Source organism: Chromobacterium sp. W521, assembly GCF_052805975.1.
This window is the reverse complement of sequence record NZ_JBRBAF010000020.1, coordinates 37,685-58,381: the sequence shown is the minus strand read 5'-3', so window position 1 is coordinate 58,381 and position 20,697 is coordinate 37,685. Positions and strand designations below refer to the sequence as shown.

Genomic DNA, 20,697 nt, shown 5'->3' with positions numbered 1-20,697 from the left:
GCTCGCGTGATCAAACAAACGGTTCAGCATTTGATGAAAGCCGCGCCCCGGGGGCAACCTTTAGATGCCAAGCTGTTGAAAGATCTGGGTATCACGATCCCTCTGGCAAACCACTTGGTAACAGAAGGATGGCTAATGCGGTTGTCAGCGGGGGCATATCTATTGACAGGTGATACTCCGACACAAGATGGGACTATCGCTTTCTTAGGCAGAAAAATTGGGGGCTTACATGTCGGCGGGAAAACTGCCCTAGCATGGTCTGGGGTGTTTCATAACATTGCCTTTCGCCAAAAAATTGTCCTGTGGGGATGCTCTTCCTACGCATTTCCATCTTGGATCGGGGGCGCAATCCTCTACTCATACCAGACCACTCGTCTTTTCAATAATGACATGCCCAATGATTTCCAGCTTCGACCAATACCAAATAGATCTCCTCTGGTTTTAGTCTCCGCGCCAGAAAGAGCTTTGCTTGAACTGGTTAGCGAGATTGGTAAAGGGCAGTCATACGAAGAAGCTGAAAATATAGTTTTTTTGCTACGCAATCTCAGGAAACCGGTTCTCCATGCCCTGCTTTCTCACTGCACTCGGATCAAGGTTCTTCGGTTAGTCAGTCGCTTAAGTCTGTCAGCTGGTTATTCTTGGTCAGATGACCTGCCTGACCTGGTTCAGAAGTTGATCCATGAAAAGCAACGAAAGATCGTTCGTGGCGCTGCTCCAAGAGAAGGGCGCTGCTGATGCTAGTATTTGTGGATACGGAATTTACAGACTTCATCCAGATCGATTTGATCAGCATCGGACTGGTGGCTGAGGACGGGCGCGAGTTCTACGCAGAGAGGAATGACTACCGGCGCGAGGACTACAATAATTTCGTGGTGTCTGGAGTACTGCCGTTGCTGCAACGTACTCCCAGTGCCCCGTGTAGTGCAGAACAACTCACCTGCCGGTTGCGCGAATGGTTCGAGGCACTAGGTGAACCTGTAACGCTGGTTTTTGACTATTTTGCGGATTGGGAGCTGCTGGCCGATGCACTGCTAGGTGATGTTCATCAGTCGCTACCAACCAACATCGGTGAGAAGTGGTTGCTGCCACAGGAGATCGTTGGTGCCCCGATTTTCCAGCGGGCACTGATGGCCACATATAGCTCTGATTGGCCGCCGCATCATGCTCTCTTGGATGCGCGAGCATTGCGTGTCGGATATTTAGCGTGGCAAGCAGCAAACTTGGGAAGACCTTCAGAGGAGCAATAGATGTCAGTGTTCCATCTGAAATAGCTTTGTAGCCAGTTCGACTTTTGGGATGCCTCTTCCAAGTGTGTGGTTGATTTCATGCCAAGCTGCCTGTTCTCGAGATAGGAAAAGAGCAGTAAAATATATTGAGTTATGTTTTTTGGGTTTTGGCATTTTGTCCGTCATAAATTTCCCGCACAGTAGCATGTTTTTTGATAAAGGTGCTGCGCAAGATGTAAGTGCAAATTTGCGTGCGGAATTAATAGTGACAAAACCGATCTTTTCAATTTTGTGGTGTATATAAGACAGGGCGATTATGGGTATTCTTGATTTTACTGAAATTCCTGCGCAACCCAAAGGCAGGAAAAACAAAAATTGGAAAGTGATGCCTCTAACTCCGGTTGAAAAGAGTGATTTGGATGCTTTTGAAAAATTTGCAGAAGAATATTTTGAGAAAATCTGTGGATACAAGATAATTAGTAGGGTGGCGCGTGGGCCAGATAATGCAAAAGATTTGATCGTGCAAACAGGCAAGGGAAAGTGGCTTGTTAGCTGCAAACATTACGCTCACAGCGACAGAAGTGTAAGAGCCGAGAAGGAATATGATCCATATACTGCTATTAAATCACATGGCTGCAAGAAGTTTATTGGATTTTATTCGACTGTCCCACATGGTGGGTTGGTGAGTAATTTAAATGGATTGAAACAGAATAACAAAGATTTTGATTTTGAAATATTAAAGAACACTGATATAGAATCTCGCTTGTTAGATAAAGATGATGCTACCGGATGGATATTTGTTGCTAGATATTTCCCAAAAAGCTACGCCAATATGTTTCGTCGGTTTGTTGTGCCGATTAGTCATTATTCTGTAAGTGATTACATGAAAGAAGGTGCTGCGCTGATATTGAATGGGCCATATGGAGGTAGAATTCCTGCGAACAGCAGTCAGGAAAGAAAAGAAGAAGCCGTAAGTCAATCTAATGATGCTTTAACAAATGCAGTTCATTTTCGATTTTTTCTTGAGGCGCTCAAGGAATTTATAGATATGGTGCCGCAATATTTTAAATTCCCTGAATGCGCAGATAAGGATAGCTTGAAAATCGAAGAGGTTTCCCCAAAGTGGGATGAAGAATTAAGCCATAAAATAAAAGGGTTAGATTTTAATGCTGCAATTGCCATTTGTGCGGTGTGGACTTTTTGGTCCCCGAAAATGGCGATGCAACAATATCTTAAATTCAAATGCGAGTCGATGCGTTTGGGAAAAGATATTTCTCTAGATCAAGGAGTTGATTATTGTGCGCATCTTGCAATAGGGAAAGTGGCGGAGATAATGAATGGACAACTTCGTGATATTTTTGCGAGGCTGGTTGCATTCTGTCCTGTAAGTATTCCAACGTTTTCATTGCACCAAGAAATTGTTCTTAAAGCAAAATATCTTGATGGGCATCATTGCTTAAGTGATGCAATCAAGTCGTTAAAGAATTGCTTGAGTCAGGATGAGCTAGAAGACTATCAAATCAGAAATGGCGATTCTTCGGAGAGTAATGCTTTATATAATCTAACAACGTACCTTGGCTACGAAAAAGTAAGGGAGGAATGTTATAGTAAAATCCCAGGTCTAAAAGAAATTAAGGATATGGATTTTCTTGACCGGGAAGGGCGGTTGATGGATTGGGGCTTTGCTAAAGATGCAGGGACTCGGTGGATTTCTGAGTGTCTTGGGGTTTGATTGTGTGGGGGATATATATTTAATGAGTCAAAATAGTAAGAAAAGCTGTGGGTTGTTTTTCTGGGTTGCTATATGATTACCAAGCCGAAAGACTTAGAAAGCTATGTGCAATATATTTATTCAACACTACTGAATCTTAGGGACGAAGGTGTAGTCGTGAGCAGTAATACCGTACTGGTGGGTAGGTCCGGTGCGAAACACGAAATCGATGTTTTTTATCAATTTGAAAAATCTGGAGTAGTGCACAAAGTTGCTTTTGAATGTAAGTTCAAGACTAGGAGAGTTGAAAAGTCAGAGGTGGTGGATTTTCATGGGAAAATTCAGGATATAGGTAATATCCAAGGAGTTTTTGTGAGCAAGAATGGATATCAGTCGGGGGCAGTTGATTATGCCAATCATTATGGCATAAAGCTTTTGAGCATTGAGGACCTGCCTGCAATAAATATTTTGTTGGCTAAAAGGATTGAATCTGTTGCCTTGCCTGATGAAACCTATGTAGGTGAACCGTTTTGGGTTTTGATGGAAGTTGTTGAGCAAAGGTTGACGGGAAGTTATTGGTCAAAAAAAGAGGGCGGCTTGTTTAAAAAAAACATAATACCTCTTTTTATCTCCAAGTTAGATGCAAATAACTTTCTTGCCGATATTCCAGATAGAACTGATTTTGTAGTTAGAGGATTGCCTCAGCACTCTTTGCGCTTCTTGTTGCGAACAACGGAAATTGCAAGAGGGAAAGTCAATTTTTCATTGATGCTATCAGGAAAGGGACCAGATGGTGCGTGGCCAGGAGAGCTAACTACTCCCGCTCAAGTAGGGTTTAGATTTTTAGTATCAAACACTAAATAAATGCATGCGGAAGTTGATTCTGAATAATTCTATAGGGGGACGATGGCATGTCTTAAAAGCCATTAGGCCCTTCTCGCTCCCCATTGTCTGGCTTAGAGGGTCTTGAACATCTCCGGATCAACAAGCTCTCTGAGTTTGATCCCCAAAGCATCTGCCAGCAACCCCATGTTGTCGATGGAAATGTTGCGCTCTCCGCGTTCGACTTCTGACACGTACGTTCGGCTCAAGCCAGCCTGTAAGGCAAGAGCCTCCTGCGAAATCTCTTTCAATCGTCTTGCCTGGCGCAGGTTGCGTGCAAATACCTTCCGTGCCGGGTGCGGTGTGGATGCTTTTTCCATCACGTAAGCATCCGGCTGAACCCGAGTTTACTCGACCAGCTATAGTTGCATATTTGATAACTATAAGTGACACCTTGATGCTAATGTGGTATGAAAAGACACCTATGGTTAACGCTTGGTTCGGGCTGATGATAGCTGAACTGTGCTGGTCAGAAAAAGGGTAACGCAGTGAGCAACAAGGAAACGAATCGTCCACGGAAGGTAGTGAGCGGAACTGGGAAAGGTGGCTTCTACAGCTTGGTAAGCAGTGTCCTGGCGGCATGGTCGATGGCAGCTTTTTCGGCAAATGCCACGCTAGTCAGCTCACCGTTCAAGGGCACCCTCACTGTCTCCTCTATCAGACCGGCAGTTGAGCGAAGTATCTATGTGGACGGGGCGAAAACTGGAGACATCCATACGGCCGCGGCTGGTGAGAGATTGCTGTTTTTGAGCTACATCCCCAAGACGCTGGCACCGAGCATTGAGGTCACCAGCGATATTAGTCTGACCACCGGAGACTCCACACTGAATCTAAAGTCGGGGGACAGAGTTGTTCCGGAGACCCGACTTCTTGATGCCGCCGGGCGGTCTTACTACCTAGTGCTGACCGATCCGCAGACCAGCTCCTTCTTCAAGAAGAGTCGCTACTTTGGTCTTGCTGAGAATGGTGAGGTACTTGATCGAGCGTTCAGCCCCCTGTCTGATACGTACCTCGCTCGCGAAGAGGTGAAAAGCACTGGCGGTAGCTTCAATGTGAAGCGCGACGAGAACTCCGGATCAAAGCAATGCAGCTTGTCGACAGTTTACTTAGGGCAAGCCGAAGGTACGCTCAAGTTCAAACTGATTCGTTCTGATGCCAGTGGTGCGGTGGAGACAGAACTAGTGCGCTCATTTGCAGCGGGTGTGAAGTCGATCTCGCTACCTGGCTCACAGTTGAGCATCACAAAAGCCGATGCCAAGTCGATCAAGGTTCGTGTCGACGGGGTACCCCCGATCAACTGCCGCGACGCTCTAGAACGCTAAGTATGTAGAGGTTCTGTGATGTGCTCTATCAAGAGTCTGCTGCTAACTATTGTCGGTATCGGTATCGCAGCCATTTCTCAGGCAGCGGGACTAAATGATGCCGTATCCATTGTGGCGCGTACCCATCAAAACACTCTGGTAACCATCAATGGTCGCGATGCCCAAGTGATCTATGTTGGGCAATTTAGTGGTTGCGATGCAGTGTCCGTTCGTTCGCCCGGAGGCCATGATCAACACTTCCGAATCTGCGATGGACAAATGACGGAGCGCAGCACCGTGGCGCCGAAATGGCCAGAGGGGCCGGATAGCAAGCGGGTGTTGGCTGCCGTCGTCCAGAACGCCATCCTCTATGGTGAGGCCAGCCAGGCTGACGATGATGGCTATCTGATCCAGGCTAGTACGCGGGGTGCGATTGGCGCTTCATGTAAGAGCATCGACGTGCTCATCAGTTTTGGAGGTGACCTTGTTGATCACGTGTTGAAGAAGGTGTGTGAGTAGTGACACCAGTGTCTCCGGGGCTGATGCAATGATCAGGAAAATCCTACTGCTTGGACTGGCATGTTTGGCGAGTCATGGCTGTTTTGCTGCTGATTCCTATCATGTCGATCTAGGGAAAATCCAGGTGTTTTCTTCAGAGATCGGCAGCCACCCTACACCGTTAATGAAGCTGTTCAAGAGCAAGATTAGCGCTGTCGATGAGCAACATCCCGAACTGACCAAGGCTTTTCTGGAGGAGGTCGCTGCGGCAGGCTACCTTGTCGCGATGCCAGAAGAAAAATCGATGCATTATACGATCGAAGAGGTGTATGCCGGCCGACCGGAAGACTACGTTATGCCAAAGGAGAGCGGCACGACCGGCTTACGATTTCCGCTCTTTCATTTGTTAGGTACCGGTCTGATGTGTGCGACCTTGCGAGTCTGCAGTGATCCGGGCATTGCTGCCAATGCCGTGCTCGATAATGTCAACAGTGCGCAGGTTAAAGCAATACACAGTACAAGCCCCAAGCTGCCTGGTGACCAGCATCAGGCTACATTGATGGTGATTAGCAAGCTCTGCACCATACAAGGTAGGTCGTGCGCGTTATCGGTGGCACTGGCGTACGACCCGTCTATCACGGTTGAGCAGCTTCGACTGGCAAATGCCCGGGAGGGTTTCCCCCGGAGCACGTTGTTGAAGTAAGGGCATCCGCAACAGAAACAGGTCTAGGTCCAGGGATCCTGGCCGTGTGATTCGCATCGTTCAGCCTCGTAAGGTCAGTTTGTGCAAAATTTGCACGACGTCATTTCCTTATCAGACTGCTTAGCAGCCCATTGTTATAGCTTGTGGGCGATGTCGCCGGCTTCCGCCTCTCGGCCTAAGCTGAAATTCAACTGGCAGCGAGGGTCAGACAGCAATGCCATGTTGAGTTGCCATTCAGTCACTAGCCACCGTAAATGGCATCAGTCCCGAGGCCTTTGAACGGGCATGAGGGGAATTTGTCTACAGTCCCCCGGGACAGTTCAATCTCTCATCTGCTGATTATGTCAGCTCGCCTCCCATGCGTTGGACAGTCGGTCTAACAGGGAGAGGACGTTAGGGGAGTTGAACTCGCTAGCGATCTTCTGACAATCGTTGCCATCGTAATCGCAGAGAGTCGGATTGCCCCCCTTTGCCAACATCCTTTCGAATCCGGCAGCGGCATCGAATTCAGCCGCCAAGTGCAATGGGGTACGTCCTAATTCAGGGGTTTGATCATTGGGCCGTGCACCGGACTGCAGCAACAGATCGATCATCACCAATAGTGAGGCTTCTGTGTGGCGGGCTCTAGCTTGCTGCAACAAAGCATGCTTCAATGCGGACATAATGGCCTGCGACCGCCGCGTCCGGAGCAGCTCTGGAGGCAAGGACAAGACACTTCCATAACGGCGAGAAATTTCCGCAACGTACGGCCTCTGCTCGGCATCATGCCAATTCCGTTCAACCCGCTCAGTGGGCAGCAAATATCCGAATTGCTCAATACAAAGATACAACGGGGTTTGAGAAATTATGTTCCCCCGTTGATTTGGATCGGCCTTCATCTCCAACAATCTCTCCACCACGCTTGTATCTCCCAACTCGATCGCGACCAGCAGTGGCGTGAGGTGTTTTTTGTCGGTGGGCCGATTGAGGGTAGCCGGCAGGTGGGGTACCTTTAGCAGTACATCCAACACGGACCGGTCATTAACATCGAGCGCTCTCTGCAAGGCACACAGCAAGGCAGAGGCGCCGTTTTTATCGAGCACATCGACTGAGGCCCCAGCCTCCAACAATGCCTTTACATCGTCGACCTGCCCAAACGTAGCGCACCAGATCAATTGCGGCGCCTTACGCTTATTTCCTTGGCGATCTCGAAGCGTTCTCTCTCGATCTGGTTTGTTGAGTACTGGTTTCAGGTAGGATTTGCCATCACGGCCATAAGACTCTGAATCCAACCATAGCCCCCCCAACGGGCTCGGTGCAGGAATCGGAGAGGCCCCGGGGAAACGCCCACTCGGTGGGAACAACTGGCTAAATTGGCGAGTCAGGCTGCCCACCTCCCAAGGCGCGACCAAGGCGGGATCCTCCGGAGCAGGACGAGAGACCAGCCCCAAGCTGATCTGGGTTTCTTTCAGGTGCTTAAGTTGTGGCAACGTACCGAAACTGGCTACCACCGCCATCGCCTCTTTCAGCAAGGTAGCCTGGTCAGTGCCGGCGCGAAACGACGCCTCTTCGACCGCGCTCAGGTAAATCGGCACGGCTTTCTTATAGTTTCCCTGCAGTAAATAGAACCGCGCCAGCACCCAACAATAGCGGTAGTGCACCAGACCGGCCGGATCCCAGTCTGAAGGCGATTTGGCGTACGCGATCAGCACCGCTTGCGCATCAGTAAGATCCTGTGACGACTTAGGTCGTGCCGGATGCAACAGTGTCTCACCCAACCGACGCAGCAGTTCAAAACCTGGGCACAATGTGCGTGCCGTGGCAGCGACACGGCGCAATTGCTCTTCCTGTGACGATGGAGATTGGGGAAGTTGCCATTGCCGGGCCAATTCCTCGTGGTATAGGGCAGGTTTCCCGCTGTATTCGGCGAGATAACAACATGCTCGAGTAAGCCACAGCCACCGCAGTAGGTTCTGCCAGTGATCTGCGAGGTCGGGCCTTGCCTGTTGTAGCTCCTGCACCAACAGACGCAAACTCACCAGATCGGGTATCTGCTGACCTTTGCTCCAGCGCGAAAGCCTCTCCCGGCCGAACTTGTCAGCGTCCCCGTCCCCACCATAGACCAAGGCAGCCAGGCTATTATCGGTGGCGCCAGCCACCCTCGCGCCCCATTCCAGTACCACGGAAAAGGGCTGGTTGGCATGATTTATCAGTGCATCAAGGTCCGGTCCTCCCCAGGCTTCATGGCAACTGATCAGCAGATTTCGCACAGCGGGAATGAAGACGATACCCACCAAAAAAGGAATGGACAGGTCCCTGGGCAACCCCGCCAAGGACACCGTTCGTACCAGATGCCGATAATCCTCGCTAAACACGTCCAGGAATCCGCACACCCTGTTGGACATGTCCTCTCCACCCCACCGGGTCATTGGCTCCTGAAGCCGCTCCTGGAATATACGCCCAGCCAGGACCCAATTCTTGTCACCTTCCCGAGCTAGTCGATCGACACCACGATGACCACTCTTGGTGTCGAAAGCCATCACCCATTGCTGCAGCAGCTCACCCACACAGGGGTAAGGTGCCCGGGTACGGGGTGGAGAAGAAAATGTCGACATATCGCTTTCCTACTCAAAATGATGAAGTGATCAGTCGTCGCTACGTCTTACCCGGCGATCAGCAGCTCTTTGAGCACGTGCAGCGAAGTCATCGGGATGTACCTGACCACCTTGTTTCAAGGCAGTCTTGCTTTGGATACGCGCAGCATCTTTCTGCGTCATTTTATGCTGTTTGGTATGAGCGAGTTGCTGCGGGGGGTGCTGGGAACGCAAGTTTTGGGGTTTAGACATGGTGATCTCCTAATCAATGACAGCAACGTGCTGCAGAAGCACTGTATCCAGGCGATCCGTCGAACGCACTCGCGCAACTGGTCAACTTTTTTCAGAAAATGTGCATAGGGCAGGACTGCCTACAGGAACTGCAGGCTGGAGGATCATTCGCTGCCTGTATTGAACCGCGAAGTGTCCACGAACGAAACTCTCGGACGACAAAGCCATCACTTCTAGCAGCGATGCTCTGTTCAAGGTTGCACTGCAACTCTGGCCGCTGCCGCCCTCAATCACGTCCGAGTTCGGTGGTTGAGCGACGAGCCCGCCTTCTGGCACCCATCTCAGCCTTGGCTTCTTTGGGGACAAGAGAAAAGGCCGGAATGCATCCATGAACGGACACTCAAGGTCGATGGGGTGGAAGGCCGCTTCGGCCGAACTGCCGCCTGTCGGCTGGCGCACTGTTAGTTGGTCGGCCTAAGCGGTCTTTCAGCAGAGATGAAGAGGACGACCGGTTATTAAGAATCTCGGACATGCTCCCCTGCAGGATGGATGTGCCGGAGATGCATATTGGATTTGCCACCGGAAATGATAAATGTATAAAATTGGCGGCCCATATGGGATTTGCCGCGCAACCAATGGCAAGTTGTGACCCGCGCACGCTGTTCCTGGGTGATGGTTGGGACAAAATCGCCATGAGGCACTGGGTCAGTATCCACGAACCTAATGCTCTAGCAGTTCACTTGTGCGGTGATAGCGGTATGTGGATTTTGTCCGTACGTCGAAATGCCGGAACCATGACTGCCTTCCCCGTTCCGAATTTTCCAGACTTTGAACAGGCTGTACCAGCAGCCTTACCGAAAGCCTCGGCATGCGAGCCGAGGGCAACTATCTGGGTTATGGGAAAGACTTCAATTCCGATAACGTGACCTACGATGCCAAAATCAAAATGGAGCATCTTGGCTTATACGCTGACTATCACCTATTCGCTGGAAACTTTCGCATGACTGCGGGTGTGCTGGTGTAAAGACCGCGTTACTGGCACTGCCAAGGGCAACTCGGGTACGGTGGAGTTCAACGGCACAGCATAAGCATTGCCGGCGAAACGCTGGCCCTGGAAGCAAAATTCCCGTCTGTTCGTCCTTGCCTCGGCATCGGCTATGGTCACAGCGTCAGCAAAGGCCTGCGATTGTTCATGGATTTGGGCGTGGCTTATGGCAAGCCGAAAGCGACCTTGACCTCCAGCGAAGGCTTGACCACCGCCGCAGGCGCTGACATCGAGATCGAGCGCAAGAAGCTGCAAGACGATTTGGACAAGCTGAAGGTATGGCCGGTAATCAAAATCGGCTGGGGCTATACTTTCTAACCGCGCGTTATCCAATATGATGCCGGCTCTGAGCTACAGAGCTGGCAGAAACCGCTGCAATTTGAGTGAAAGGTGCCTGGCATGGATCAACAGAAGCTGAATGAAATTTGGGAAAAGCTTCCGAAGAATGAGATTCCCGATGCCGACATAAAACCGCGCATCATCTCTAATGATCACGTAGAACAGGCAATGTCAGTCCCGGGCACTGATGGCATAGAAACAGGCCCGTGGGTCCGTCGCACACCTGAGCACGAGTGGGAGAAAATGAAATACGTTGGACATCCTGATTTCAAATGATGGTGATGGTTAGGCATTAGTTGGGGAGACAACATGAGCAATGAACCGATTGTCCTTACAGGGGTTGTTTACGGCTATGGCAATCAGCCAAATGCAGTCCGGCCAGCTAGAGGCGACTGCAAGATAGAGCCTAAAAATAACAACGTGAATTTCGTTACAGCCTCTGTGTTCGACGGGGCAGGGTGGCGCAAATTTTTCATTCCGAACGCGCCATCAATCGGTGAAACGGTATTGGCTCAAGAGATGGCTAAAGCTAAGGCCATGATCGAGCGGTGGAAAGGCAGGACGGTTACGTGGGGTAAACCCACGTCAGACGCAAGGAACAATGCCTACCACTTTGCTGGCATCCGATATTGCTAGAAGGTAGCATCAGCCAACCTAGAGGCGATCTGGTGAAGCTGACAGCGCGGTACCGCTTCAGACAGTATGGGGCTGGTCATGCCGCTGTGTTGCATATTGTCTGAGGCATCAAAACTGACGTATCTGCTTCGACCTGGAACAGGTGCTGAAAGCAGAAAATGCGTTGGCGTTTCTGAAAACCAGCGGCGTCAGCAGTGTTTCCTTCGATTACGCATTGAGCTACGAGCTTTACGACGAAGCCGTAGGACTTACGCCGGAGGAAGTGGAGGCCAATGAATCGCCCCAGCTTCTGAATCCCTACTCGTATGCTAGAAAGTTTGGTAGCTGTTTCTAATACAAAAGCAGTCACCTTTCCTTGTGCATGCGAAGGGCCGCTTCGGCCGACCTGCCGCCGACCAGGGGTGAGCTCCTGGCAGATCGTCGGCCTTTGCCTCCGTCCACAAGGTGCAAACCCGACGGTGGTTTGAGTTGATCACCCGACGTTCACCTAGGGAAGCTAAAAGCAAGAAAGGGCCAAGGGGTCGTCATGACAGGTTTTGCCCTAACATATGGAGCCTTTCTCGGTGACCTCCTCCAATATGACAAATGTTGTTAACATGTAGTCATAATGGTAAATGCAAACGGTCTTGCTGGGTCAATGTCCTCGCCACTACCTCCTTTCCGTCCCAAGGCACTCTGTATTGACTTGGAAACGGCTCTAGACAATGCGCTGAAGCTTTATCAGCTGGCGGCCTGGCGAGCCGATACTGGCGAGTCGGTGATTAGTAATAAGAAGGTCGATTTCAACCAGCTACGGGCGCCTCTCGACAAGTTGGCGGAGGACGCAGCCTTTTTACTTGGGCATAACGTCCGGCGCCATGACCTACCGGTACTCAAAACCCTGTGTCCCGAGCTCAAGTTACACAATTTGCGTTTGGTCGATACGCTTGAACTGTCACCGATAGCCTTTCCTGCCAACCCGTATCATCGACTGGTCAAGGATTACAAGCTGGTTCGAGAGAGTCGCAATGATCCTCTCAAGGATGCTCAACTTGCGCTGACGCTGTGGTCCGATCAGTACCAAGCCATGCAGGAGTTGCAGGCAAAGCAACCGGAACTGCTGGCTGCTTATCATTTTCTGCTTGGTGAAGAAGGCCTGGACACCTTTTTCGCTGCGATCCGCGGTGCTTTTGCACCACCTCCTGATTGGTTTTTCGCTCACTTGCCTAAGCTCGTTATAGGCAAAGTGTGCCCGCAACATTTGCAGACCTTGTTGTCTCTTCTGTTGAGAGACAAAGAGGAGCGTCGTGCATTTGCCTATGCGCTCGCTTGGCTTGGTGTCGCCGGTGGCAACTCGGTGCTTCCCCCATGGGTACGGCTCACTCTGCCCAAGGTGAGCGTACAGTTGCGCAGCCTGCGCGAAACGCCGTGTAGCCAGCCGGATTGTCCGTATTGCAGTGAATACCTGGATATCCGGCGTGAACTCAAGCGACATTTCAATTTCGATGGCTTTCGCCCCCTGCCTGCTATGTTAGATGGCCGCTCGTTGCAAGAGGCCATTGTTGAAGCTGGCTATGCTGGCCGTCCGATGTTGGCGATTCTGCCAACCGGTGGGGGCAAATCGATCTGTTACCAGCTACCGGCGCTGTCCCATTACTGGCGCAACGGGGGGCTAACCGTCGTTGTTTCCCCCTTACAGTCACTGATGAAGGACCAGGTCGATAATCTGGTTAAGGCTGGAGTGCTGTGTGCGGCCACACTCAATGGCATGTTATCGATGCCGGAACGGCGTGAAGTGTTGGAGAAGGTCTGCCTCGGCGATGTCGGAATCTTGCTGGTATCCCCCGAGCAGTTCCGCAACCGGGCCTTTATTGAAGCGATCCGTCACCGTGAAGTGGTTGGCTGGGTGTTCGACGAGGCGCATTGCTTATCGCGCTGGGGGCACGATTTCCGGCCAGATTACCTGTACGTCACACGCTTCATCCGCGAACGGTACCCCGACCGTATCGCCCCGGTTTATGCGTTCACCGCCACAGCCAAACAAGATGTGATTGATGATCTCTGCAAACATTTCCACTCCAGGCTTGGTTTGGAAATGCAGCTGATGGATGGGGGTGTCGAGCGCAACAACCTGCAGTACGACGTGATTGAGGTCGACAGTGCGAATAAGAGGGTCGAGATTCAGAGCCTGTTGCGCCAGGGCCTTGCCGATGGCGGTGGTGCGGTGGTATTTGTCGCGCGCCGAAGTAGCGCTGAAGACATCGCGGAGTTTCTGTGTAACCAAGGCTGGGCCTGCGATGCCTATCATGCCGGCCTGGATCCTTCCCTGAAGAAAGATATCCAGTGTGATTTCATTGAAGGGCGGTTACAGGTCATCGTTGCCACCAACGCTTTCGGAATGGGGGTGGATAAGCCGGATGTGCGCCTAGTCATCCATGCTGAGATTCCTGGCTCGCTCGAAAACTATCTGCAAGAGGCCGGCCGTGCGGGACGAGACCAGCACGAGGCTCGCTGCGTACTGCTGTTCTGCAAAGATGATGTCGACACGCAATTCAACTTGGCGCTGCGCTCCCGGCTCAGCCGGCAAGATATTGCAGGCATCCTGCGTGTACTAAAGCGCCATGCGGGTAAGAGTGGCTCGGACATCGTGCTCACCAGTCGGGAGATTTTGCGGCTTGATCCGGATGATGAACTGGAAATTGACGAGAGCGCACCCGATGCCGATACCAAGGTTCGTACTGCGTTACATTGGCTTGAACAGGCACAACTGCTTGAGCGTAACGAAAACCAGACCCAGGTCTTCCCTGGCAGCCTAAAAGTCAGCTCACTGGAGGCGGCGCAAGCCAAGCTGAACAGCGCCGATCTTCCACCGCTAAGCCGCGACCGTTACCTGCGGATACTCGAATACCTTATCAATAGTGACGAACAAGAGGGCATCAGTACCGACGAACTCACCCAGCATCTGGGTATTAGCCTGGACGACTGTGTGCGGGGCTTACGTGGTCTCGAAAAACTGGATTTGCTCAGTAATGACTTAGCTATTGGTTGCCAGTTGCGCAAGGGCGTAGCGGATTCCTCTACTGATCGCCTTGAGCGTCTGGGGCAACTCGAAAGTGCGCTTTTGGACCTGATGCGTACGCAAGCTCCGGATGCCAAAGGCGAATGGTTGGAAATGAGCCTGCGTGCAGTGTGTCAGTCGCTCCGCGACCAGCTCGGCGTAGAGCTACTGCCGGAAACGGTGCTCCAATTGTTGCGCTCACTTGGCCGGCCGTTGCCAGAGCGGGCGGCATCGGGGCATCGAGACTACCTACAGGTCCGGGTACTCCGGCGTGAAGTATTGCGCATCAAGCTGCTGAAGGATTGGAATGTGCTTGAGCGGCTGGCCGAGCGGCGACGCCTGGCGGCGCAACTGCTATTACAGGATCTCCTTAAGCGTGTACCGGATGGTGTGCGCAGCGCCAGTGTGCCGGTCACGGTACGGATGGGGGAGCTCGCCGATGCCCTGCTACAAGACATGACGCTGGCTGCAGAATGGCAAGGCAACGTCGAACGTGAACTGGCCGCCGTCAATGCCGGATTGATGTTCATGCACGATAACGGCGTGCTGATCCTTGATAAGGGCAAAGCGATTTTCCGGGCGGCAATGACTATTCGCTTGAACCCTGACAGCAAAGGGCGAGGCTTTAGTGGTAGCGACTACTCTGAGCTGAGGGCACACTACGAAGATCGCACTCTGCAAATCCACGTCATGCACGAATACGCCCGTCTTGGTCTCGCCAAAATGGCGGATGCGATTGCATTCATTCTGGCCTATTTCCGACTGCCCAAACTGGAGTTCATCCGCCGCTATTTCGCTAATCGCAAAGAAGAGCTTGAGCGAGCGGCTACGGAAGAGTCCTACCAAGCCATTGTAGGGGCGCTGAATCCACGACAGGCAGCACTGGTTTGCGCACCAGAAGATCGCAACCAGCTCATTTTGGCAGGTCCGGGCTCCGGCAAAACACGTGTCATCGTCCACCGGGTGGCCTATCTGGTACGCATCAAAGGAGAGGCTCCCGAGCGCATCCTAGTTCTAGCGTATAACCGGTCCGCGGCAGAAGAAATCAGGCAGCGCTTGAGAGGTTTGCTTGGCGCTCAGGGGGCCGGGCTCACCGTCCTAACCTATCATGCACTGGCGCTGCGTTTGACTGGACGTAGTTTGGCCGTACTGGTTGACGGGAAGAGCGAAGAGGTGTTCAGGGCCATCCTGGAAGAAGCCATTGCGCTACTGAGCGGTAGACGCCAACTCCCAGGAGTCGATGAAGAGGATAGCCTGCGCGAACAGCTGCTTGGCGGTTATCGCCATATTCTGGTCGATGAATACCAGGATATCGACCGTCTGCAGTATGACTTGATCAGTGCCCTGGCCGGCCGAACACGAGAAGCGGATGAGCGGCTAACCCTGATGGCAGTTGGCGATGATGATCAGAATATCTACGCATTTCGTGAAACCAGTAACGAGTTCATCCAGCGCTTCAGCGAGGACTATCAAGCGGGCGTAGCTTACCTGACCCAAAATTACCGCTCTACTCGCCATATCATCGACGTAGCCAACGCACTTATCGAGCGTAATCCAGAGAGGATGAAGGCCAATCATCCGATCTCGATCGACCATGCTCGTCACAACGAACCGGCTGGTGGGCGTTGGCAACAGCTCGATCCGCTGCTACAGGGGCGTGTGCAACTCCTCCAGGTTGGCCTTGATGCAGTTTCCCAAGCCCAAGCTGTGGTGGCAGAGATTCACCGCAGGCGTGAACTGAAATCGTCGCTCGACTGGGGCGATATTGCCATTCTTGCACGGACTCACTCGCAGCTAGAGCCTTTGATCGCGTGGTGCGAGAGCGAGAACATTCCTTATCAAAAGCGAGGGCTTGCCAGTAACAGCCAACCGTCATTGCATCAGGTTCGCGAAGGACGGGAGTTGCTTCAACGCCTACGCCAGGCAACGACCTCATTGGTCTTGGGGGAGGTTGCCAAAGAGTACGCTGCGGTCAGTGCCGCCGAGCCGAACAACGACTGGCTCGCTCTGTGCACCCAATTCTGGCAGGAGCAACTGCAATTGTGGGGTAGCGCCGAGCAATTGGCGGCCCCTGTATTGATCGAAGCATTCTACGAATTCAGCCAGGATGCCCGACGCGATAAAAGTGGGGCTCTCACCCTGTCCACAGTTCATCAGGCCAAGGGCGGTCAGTGGTCACATGTATTCGTGCTGGACGGGGGCTGGGGGCGTGCCACATCCGATGAGCGGCGCCTCTACTATGTGGCGGCCACTCGTGCGGCAGAAATACTGACGCTGTGTTGGGGCCAAACGAAGCAACATCCATTTACGACGCCGTTGCGTGGCCTCCATTCCGTACTCGACTGCGAAGCCAGGAACCAGCCAGAACCTCCGCCTGAGTGGCATCGAAAATACTGCTCTGTCGGGTTGGATGGTGTGTTCCTGTCCTTTGCAGGAAGAAAGCCTCCAACACACCCACTACACCGGGCCCTGCAGCAGTTACGTCATGGAGAGCATCTTCAGCTGAAGAAGGTGGATGACCGCTGGCACCTACTCGACAAGGCTGGCACTTCGCTGATCACCCTCTCTCGGCAGCAAAACCTCCCCACAGGTGACATTCTTGAGGTGAGACTGGAAAGCTTGGTCTGGCGCGAGCCAGTGGAAGATGACGAAGCGCACTACCGGCAGCAATTGCAATGTGATGGCTGGTGGGTGCCCCTGCCACGTGTAACGGTTCAACCTCGTGCTGAACCGCATGTGTGAGCGACTGGAGACGGGCAGAGGCCCTTTCTAGGTTAAGTGAAATAACAGCCAAGGAGTTAATGTGTTTTGCTCGAACTGTGGTGTGGAGGTTTTAGAAACAGCAAACTATTGCCATGCCTGCGGCGCTGATGCTCGTAATGGGAAGCACTCCGGGTCTGCAATCAATATAGGGGAAGGTAGTATCAATGTTGGGGTTGGCAATTTGCCGAATGCTAACATTCATATCGGCGATAAAATTCAACATGGAAATGAGCCAATTATTTATGAGTTAAATAGAACTGGTGATATAAAAACACCGGTCAAGGCAGCTTGGGTTTTTATTGCAGGTGCGGTAGGTTTTGCTGCCTCAATTCTTGATATTCTCTCGAATCTTGGATTTAAGGCTCATGAGCTACTAAGCATTAAATTTCCACCCATGGCTATTCCTTTTATAGGAGTGATCTTTGTAACAGGTGCTGCGCTGGTTCGTCATAAATTTATTTGGTTACAATTTTTTGGGCTGGAGACAGATAGAAATGGATTTATTCATATTGTAAAATTACGTGGCACGTGCCCGCACTGTAAATCTAAATTGTCTGTACGTTATGTGGGGCCAAAGAATGCAAAAGAAATTGTTGCGATTTGTTCTCGAAACCCTGATAAACATAGATACACCTTTGATCCAACCGAGTTGCCAGAGCTATAGATGACTTGCTTCTATGCTCAGGGTCGAATCGCCTTACCGAAGTCACCGTATTCTATTTTTTAGAAAAATAATAAATACTGGGTAAATTCAATTTACAAATTTTGAATATTTATGTTGTGTATGTGCAGCGATGTTCATTGATTTTGGTGGTTTTGAATTGATCGTGTTTGGTCAGTTTGGTGATGAGTTACATCGAAAATAAATAGTAAAATAAAATCGCCTTGAGAGGATGGTTGAAATGAAAATGGCAGTGGATACATTTCGCGTTTTAAGCCAATTCAGTGAAATAAAATCTTATCTAGGGCAAGTGTGTAGCGCAGCTGATGCACACAAGGAGGCACTTGGCTTTCTACCTAGTAGGGTTTATGAGGAGTTTGCGCGTAAGGAGTGTATCTATGTGTTGGTGGTGGATATGCTAGATGGCACTAGGTACGCAGGCCATTTAATTTTTAGCCAGTCATATCCGACAGCCAAGATCATTCAAATGTTCGTCGATCCAGATTTCAGGCGAAACAGAGCTGCTACTTTTTTGCTTGATAAGTTTAAATCTGTGTTAGCCGATGCGGGCTTTACATCCATTTATGCCGGTGTTGCAGAAGACCTGACCGTAGCAAATGCATTTTGGGAACGGCAGCAATTCTATGTCCAAAGAGTTAAGAAGGGGGGTGAGGCTCGTAAGCGTGTCATCCTTTATCGTTGCCATGAGCTCGACTCTCCGCAGCTTTTCCCGAGAAGTGGCTTGGATAAGTATAACCCTCTGGGACTTCAGTCTCTTTCTATTGGTAGTGATCTCCTCTTCTTGCTAGATTTGAATATTGTCTTTGACCTTACAGGTCCTCGCCGTATACGCCATAGCAAGGCTGTTGGACTATTTCAGGCAGAACGGTCCAACCTATGTAAATTGGCAGTAAGCGATGAGTTGAGAGCTGAGCTAAGACAGACAGCAACACCAGGGCGTACCGATCCAATGGAGGGGTTCATCGACATTCTTCCTGAGGTGCCACTTTGCCAGTATGCCAGTATAGAACCGTTGCTAGCAGAACTGCGCAAGATTGTATTTCCTGAGAAAGAAGAGCTATCTAGAAATGATAAATCGGACTTGCGTCATATTGCGACCGCAATCCAGCATGGTCTTGCCGGGCTTATTACCAACGACGAAGCTATTCTTTCCGCCTCTCGGTCGATCAGAGAAAAATATGGAATCGAATTGATCTCTCCAGATGCGTTTTTGGCGACCCGAATTGAACCTCAGAACAGCGCATTTGAAGGCAAAGAAAATGTTGAGTTGAGGATCTATAGTGTAGACAGCCAGCATTCGGAAGAAGTCCACTCTTTTTTGAAGAGTCAAGAAATCCCTACTTCACAGATTGCGGCAGCGTGGTTACCCACGGGGTTGAGTACCTTAGTCGCTATGCGTTTTGGTGTATGGGCCGGCCAAGAACTGGTAGGGTATATCACTTGGTCCAATGCATTAGCGGCTACGACGGTTACTGCACGCATGGTTGTCAAAAAGGATCATGCAACAGCTACTGATGCTGGTCGTGTTATGCTCTCTTTGCTTATCGACCAGTTACCAGAGAACACGTCAGCTGTACGAATAGATCTAGAACTTCCCATGTCCCTGCCGGCCGTGCGAGAGACAGCCATAACCTTAGGGTTCAGGGGGACTCCTGGACAGACTGGGCTCTATAAGGTAGCGCTGGGTGGAGTGTTAACAGAACAAACTTGGGCTGAGCATCGAGAGCGGCTTGCACGGAACAGTAGTATTCGGTTGCCAGATAAAATACCCAAATTTCATAGCCCAGATCAGCAAGTTTCTGTTGTTGGTCCCGATGGCGATCGACGGTTCATAATGCTTGACGAGCTTGAATCGTTGCTCTCTCCAACCTTGCTTTGCCTACCTAACAGGCCGGCGGTGATAACACCTATACAGAGGGGCTATGCTGAACCGTTATTGGGCCATTCGGCACAAGCATCTCTCTTGCCATCGCCACGAGCATCTCTTTTCAACGATCGGCATTATATGTGCTCGCCGGCTAATTTAAAGCACTTTAAGAGAGGAACGCTGATATTTTTTTATGAATCAACACGCCGTGGTGGACGGGCGGCTTTAGTGGCCATGGCTCGTGTACGGCAAGCTTATCTCAAGCACTGTACCGATCTTGATTTTGAAGAGTTTGAGCATTCGGTACTCAATGATAAGACTATCGGCGCGGTAGGAACATCAGAATTAAAAACTGTGGTTATTTTTGACAATATTTTTGTGTTGCATCGTGAAGTTCCGCTTGGAGCTCTCAAAAACTTTGGATGCGGTTCGTCAACAAAACTGCTTACAACGAATCCAATTTCAGATGCACAAACGCAAGCTATCTTGCAGGAAGCATTCAGTAATGTCTGAAGTGGAAAACATTCTGATTTCTCTAGACTCTCGCCATGCGCAGAACATTTATGCCGGCACCAAAAAAGTAGAGTTGCGACGTCGGGCATTTCATGTAAAAGCGGGCGATATCGTATGGATTTATGAGAAAGTTCCAGTTGGGGCCATCACAGGTAGTGCGAGCATAGTCGCAGTCCATGTTTCTTCCCCTACAAAGCTTTGGCACCAGTTTGGCTCCGTATCTGGACTGTCAAAAGTCGAATTTTTTAAATATTTTTGGGGGTTGAAAACAGCATGTGCCATAGAGCTTGTTGAGGCTAGAAAGCTCACTGTACCGTTGCCTTTGGCTACTTTGAGGAGTGTTATAGAAAACTTTCAGCCGCCACAGTTTTTTCTACGACTTGGAAGTAAGAAACCTATTTTGTCTGCTCTCCAGAATTTAAGTCAAAGTAAAAATGGTTGTGTATTTCAACCTAGTGCATGTCATCATCAAGCATCTAATTGGGAAATCCGTAAATCAATCCATATGGATTAACTGCTATAACCTGCTCATATTCTTCGTGGAAGCCGCTGATGGCCCAAAAATATGCCCTTGGGACATCCTTGCTGATTGACCTGCTAGGTTTGGGATTTTTGCAAGAGAACCAACACCACAATGCCTTAGAGTCAATGTTGATTGAGTATATTACGGCTCGAGAGCTTGTATGTGAC

The 20,697-nt window shown here is 50.7% G+C and carries 17 protein-coding genes; 14 read left to right on the top strand and 3 right to left on the bottom strand.

Annotated elements, in window-relative coordinates:
• Positions 1 to 6 precede the first annotated feature (6 nt).
• The 4 genes from ACUXV1_RS22020 to ACUXV1_RS22005 all read left to right on the top strand — a co-directional run bounded on the left by ACUXV1_RS22020 (position 7) and on the right by ACUXV1_RS22005 (position 3,801).
• Positions 7 to 735: a type IV toxin-antitoxin system AbiEi family antitoxin domain-containing protein gene (locus tag ACUXV1_RS22020; RefSeq protein ID WP_446016531.1), complete on the top strand. Its 729-nt coding sequence runs from the start codon at positions 7 to 9 to the stop codon at positions 733 to 735.
• Positions 735 to 1,247: a hypothetical protein gene (locus ACUXV1_RS22015; protein WP_446016533.1), complete on the top strand. Its 513-nt coding sequence runs from the start codon at positions 735 to 737 to the stop codon at positions 1,245 to 1,247. Before ACUXV1_RS22020 ends, ACUXV1_RS22015 begins: the two co-directional genes overlap by 1 nt.
• A 295-nt stretch (positions 1,248 to 1,542) precedes the next feature.
• Positions 1,543 to 2,958 (top strand): restriction endonuclease, encoded by a 1,416-nt coding sequence (locus ACUXV1_RS22010; protein WP_446016535.1) that lies wholly within the window; start codon positions 1,543 to 1,545, stop codon positions 2,956 to 2,958.
• A gap of 72 nt (positions 2,959 to 3,030) precedes the next feature.
• On the top strand, positions 3,031 to 3,801 hold the full coding sequence (locus tag ACUXV1_RS22005) for a restriction endonuclease (protein WP_446016537.1): 771 nt from the start codon (positions 3,031 to 3,033) through the stop codon (positions 3,799 to 3,801).
• 92 nt (positions 3,802 to 3,893) lie between these two features.
• Here ACUXV1_RS22005 and ACUXV1_RS22000 read toward each other — a convergent pair whose 3' ends face one another.
• Positions 3,894 to 4,139, bottom strand: coding sequence for a helix-turn-helix domain-containing protein (locus tag ACUXV1_RS22000; RefSeq protein ID WP_446016539.1), 246 nt, complete (start codon positions 4,137 to 4,139; stop codon positions 3,894 to 3,896).
• Positions 4,140 to 4,307: 168 nt separating this feature from the next.
• On the opposite strand from ACUXV1_RS22000, the gene ACUXV1_RS21995 reads away from it, so the two are divergent.
• The 3 genes from ACUXV1_RS21995 to ACUXV1_RS21985 are packed head-to-tail and all read left to right on the top strand — an operon-like array spanning position 4,308 to position 6,321.
• A complete protein-coding gene (locus tag ACUXV1_RS21995) occupies positions 4,308 to 5,141 on the top strand; it encodes a hypothetical protein (protein ID WP_446016541.1) in 834 nt (277 codons plus the stop codon).
• Positions 5,142 to 5,159: 18 nt separating this feature from the next.
• Positions 5,160 to 5,639: a hypothetical protein gene (locus ACUXV1_RS21990; protein ID WP_203390261.1), complete on the top strand. Its 480-nt coding sequence runs from the start codon at positions 5,160 to 5,162 to the stop codon at positions 5,637 to 5,639.
• Positions 5,640 to 5,667: 28 nt separating this feature from the next.
• The gene (locus ACUXV1_RS21985; RefSeq protein WP_203390260.1) at positions 5,668 to 6,321 is read left to right on the top strand and encodes a hypothetical protein; all 654 of its coding nucleotides are present in this window, start codon (positions 5,668 to 5,670) and stop codon (positions 6,319 to 6,321) included.
• Between the two features lie 344 nt (positions 6,322 to 6,665).
• Here ACUXV1_RS21985 and ACUXV1_RS21980 read toward each other — a convergent pair whose 3' ends face one another.
• Positions 6,666 to 8,840, bottom strand: a complete 2,175-nt coding sequence (locus tag ACUXV1_RS21980) for an ankyrin repeat domain-containing protein (RefSeq protein ID WP_446016543.1) — start codon at positions 8,838 to 8,840, stop codon at positions 6,666 to 6,668.
• Positions 8,841 to 8,945: 105 nt separating this feature from the next.
• Entirely contained in the window at positions 8,946 to 9,146 is a 201-nt protein-coding gene (locus ACUXV1_RS21975) for a hypothetical protein (RefSeq protein ID WP_446016545.1), read from the bottom strand.
• A gap of 1,183 nt (positions 9,147 to 10,329) precedes the next feature.
• Between ACUXV1_RS21975 and ACUXV1_RS21970 the strand changes: the two genes are divergently transcribed.
• The 7 genes from ACUXV1_RS21970 (at position 10,330) to ACUXV1_RS21940 (ending at position 20,521) form a co-directional block, all read left to right on the top strand.
• The gene (locus tag ACUXV1_RS21970; protein WP_446019667.1) at positions 10,330 to 10,488 is read left to right on the top strand and encodes a hypothetical protein; all 159 of its coding nucleotides are present in this window, start codon (positions 10,330 to 10,332) and stop codon (positions 10,486 to 10,488) included.
• A gap of 81 nt (positions 10,489 to 10,569) precedes the next feature.
• A complete protein-coding gene (locus ACUXV1_RS21965; RefSeq protein ID WP_203390256.1) occupies positions 10,570 to 10,785 on the top strand; it encodes a hypothetical protein in 216 nt (71 codons plus the stop codon).
• 33 nt (positions 10,786 to 10,818) lie between these two features.
• A complete protein-coding gene (locus ACUXV1_RS21960) occupies positions 10,819 to 11,145 on the top strand; it encodes a hypothetical protein (protein WP_203390255.1) in 327 nt (108 codons plus the stop codon).
• 685 nt (positions 11,146 to 11,830) lie between these two features.
• Entirely contained in the window at positions 11,831 to 16,924 is a 5,094-nt protein-coding gene (locus ACUXV1_RS21955; protein ID WP_446016548.1) for a RecQ family ATP-dependent DNA helicase, read from the top strand.
• 61 nt (positions 16,925 to 16,985) lie between these two features.
• Complete coding sequence (locus ACUXV1_RS21950; protein WP_203390253.1) at positions 16,986 to 17,609, top strand: zinc ribbon domain-containing protein; 624 nt, start codon at positions 16,986 to 16,988, stop codon at positions 17,607 to 17,609.
• A 238-nt stretch (positions 17,610 to 17,847) separates the two neighbouring features.
• The gene (locus tag ACUXV1_RS21945) at positions 17,848 to 20,007 is read left to right on the top strand and encodes a GNAT family N-acetyltransferase (protein ID WP_446016550.1); all 2,160 of its coding nucleotides are present in this window, start codon (positions 17,848 to 17,850) and stop codon (positions 20,005 to 20,007) included.
• A complete protein-coding gene (locus ACUXV1_RS21940; RefSeq protein WP_203390251.1) occupies positions 20,000 to 20,521 on the top strand; it encodes a hypothetical protein in 522 nt (173 codons plus the stop codon). The genes ACUXV1_RS21945 and ACUXV1_RS21940 overlap by 8 nt, the downstream gene beginning before the upstream one ends.
• The last annotated feature ends 176 nt before the right edge of the window (positions 20,522 to 20,697 follow it).

Bases quoted from the DNA above. Each gene is read 5' to 3' on its own strand.
- ACUXV1_RS22015 (WP_446016533.1), top strand. From the start codon at position 735: ATGCTAGTATTTGTGGATACGGAATTTACAGACTTCATCCAGATCGAT.
- ACUXV1_RS21940 (WP_203390251.1), top strand. From the start codon at position 20,000: ATGTCTGAAGTGGAAAACATTCTGATTTCTCTAGACTCTCGCCATGCG.
- ACUXV1_RS21975 (WP_446016545.1), bottom strand. From the start codon at position 9,146: ATGTCTAAACCCCAAAACTTGCGTTCCCAGCACCCCCCGCAGCAACTC.
- ACUXV1_RS22005 (WP_446016537.1), top strand. From the start codon at position 3,031: ATGATTACCAAGCCGAAAGACTTAGAAAGCTATGTGCAATATATTTAT.
- ACUXV1_RS21985 (WP_203390260.1), top strand. From the start codon at position 5,668: ATGATCAGGAAAATCCTACTGCTTGGACTGGCATGTTTGGCGAGTCAT.
- ACUXV1_RS22010 (WP_446016535.1), top strand. From the start codon at position 1,543: ATGGGTATTCTTGATTTTACTGAAATTCCTGCGCAACCCAAAGGCAGG.
- ACUXV1_RS21960 (WP_203390255.1), top strand. From the start codon at position 10,819: ATGAGCAATGAACCGATTGTCCTTACAGGGGTTGTTTACGGCTATGGC.
- ACUXV1_RS22000 (WP_446016539.1), bottom strand. From the start codon at position 4,139: ATGGAAAAAGCATCCACACCGCACCCGGCACGGAAGGTATTTGCACGC.
- ACUXV1_RS21965 (WP_203390256.1), top strand. From the start codon at position 10,570: ATGGATCAACAGAAGCTGAATGAAATTTGGGAAAAGCTTCCGAAGAAT.
- ACUXV1_RS21980 (WP_446016543.1), bottom strand. From the start codon at position 8,840: ATGGCTTTCGACACCAAGAGTGGTCATCGTGGTGTCGATCGACTAGCT.
- ACUXV1_RS21945 (WP_446016550.1), top strand. From the start codon at position 17,848: ATGAAAATGGCAGTGGATACATTTCGCGTTTTAAGCCAATTCAGTGAA.
- ACUXV1_RS21990 (WP_203390261.1), top strand. From the start codon at position 5,160: ATGTGCTCTATCAAGAGTCTGCTGCTAACTATTGTCGGTATCGGTATC.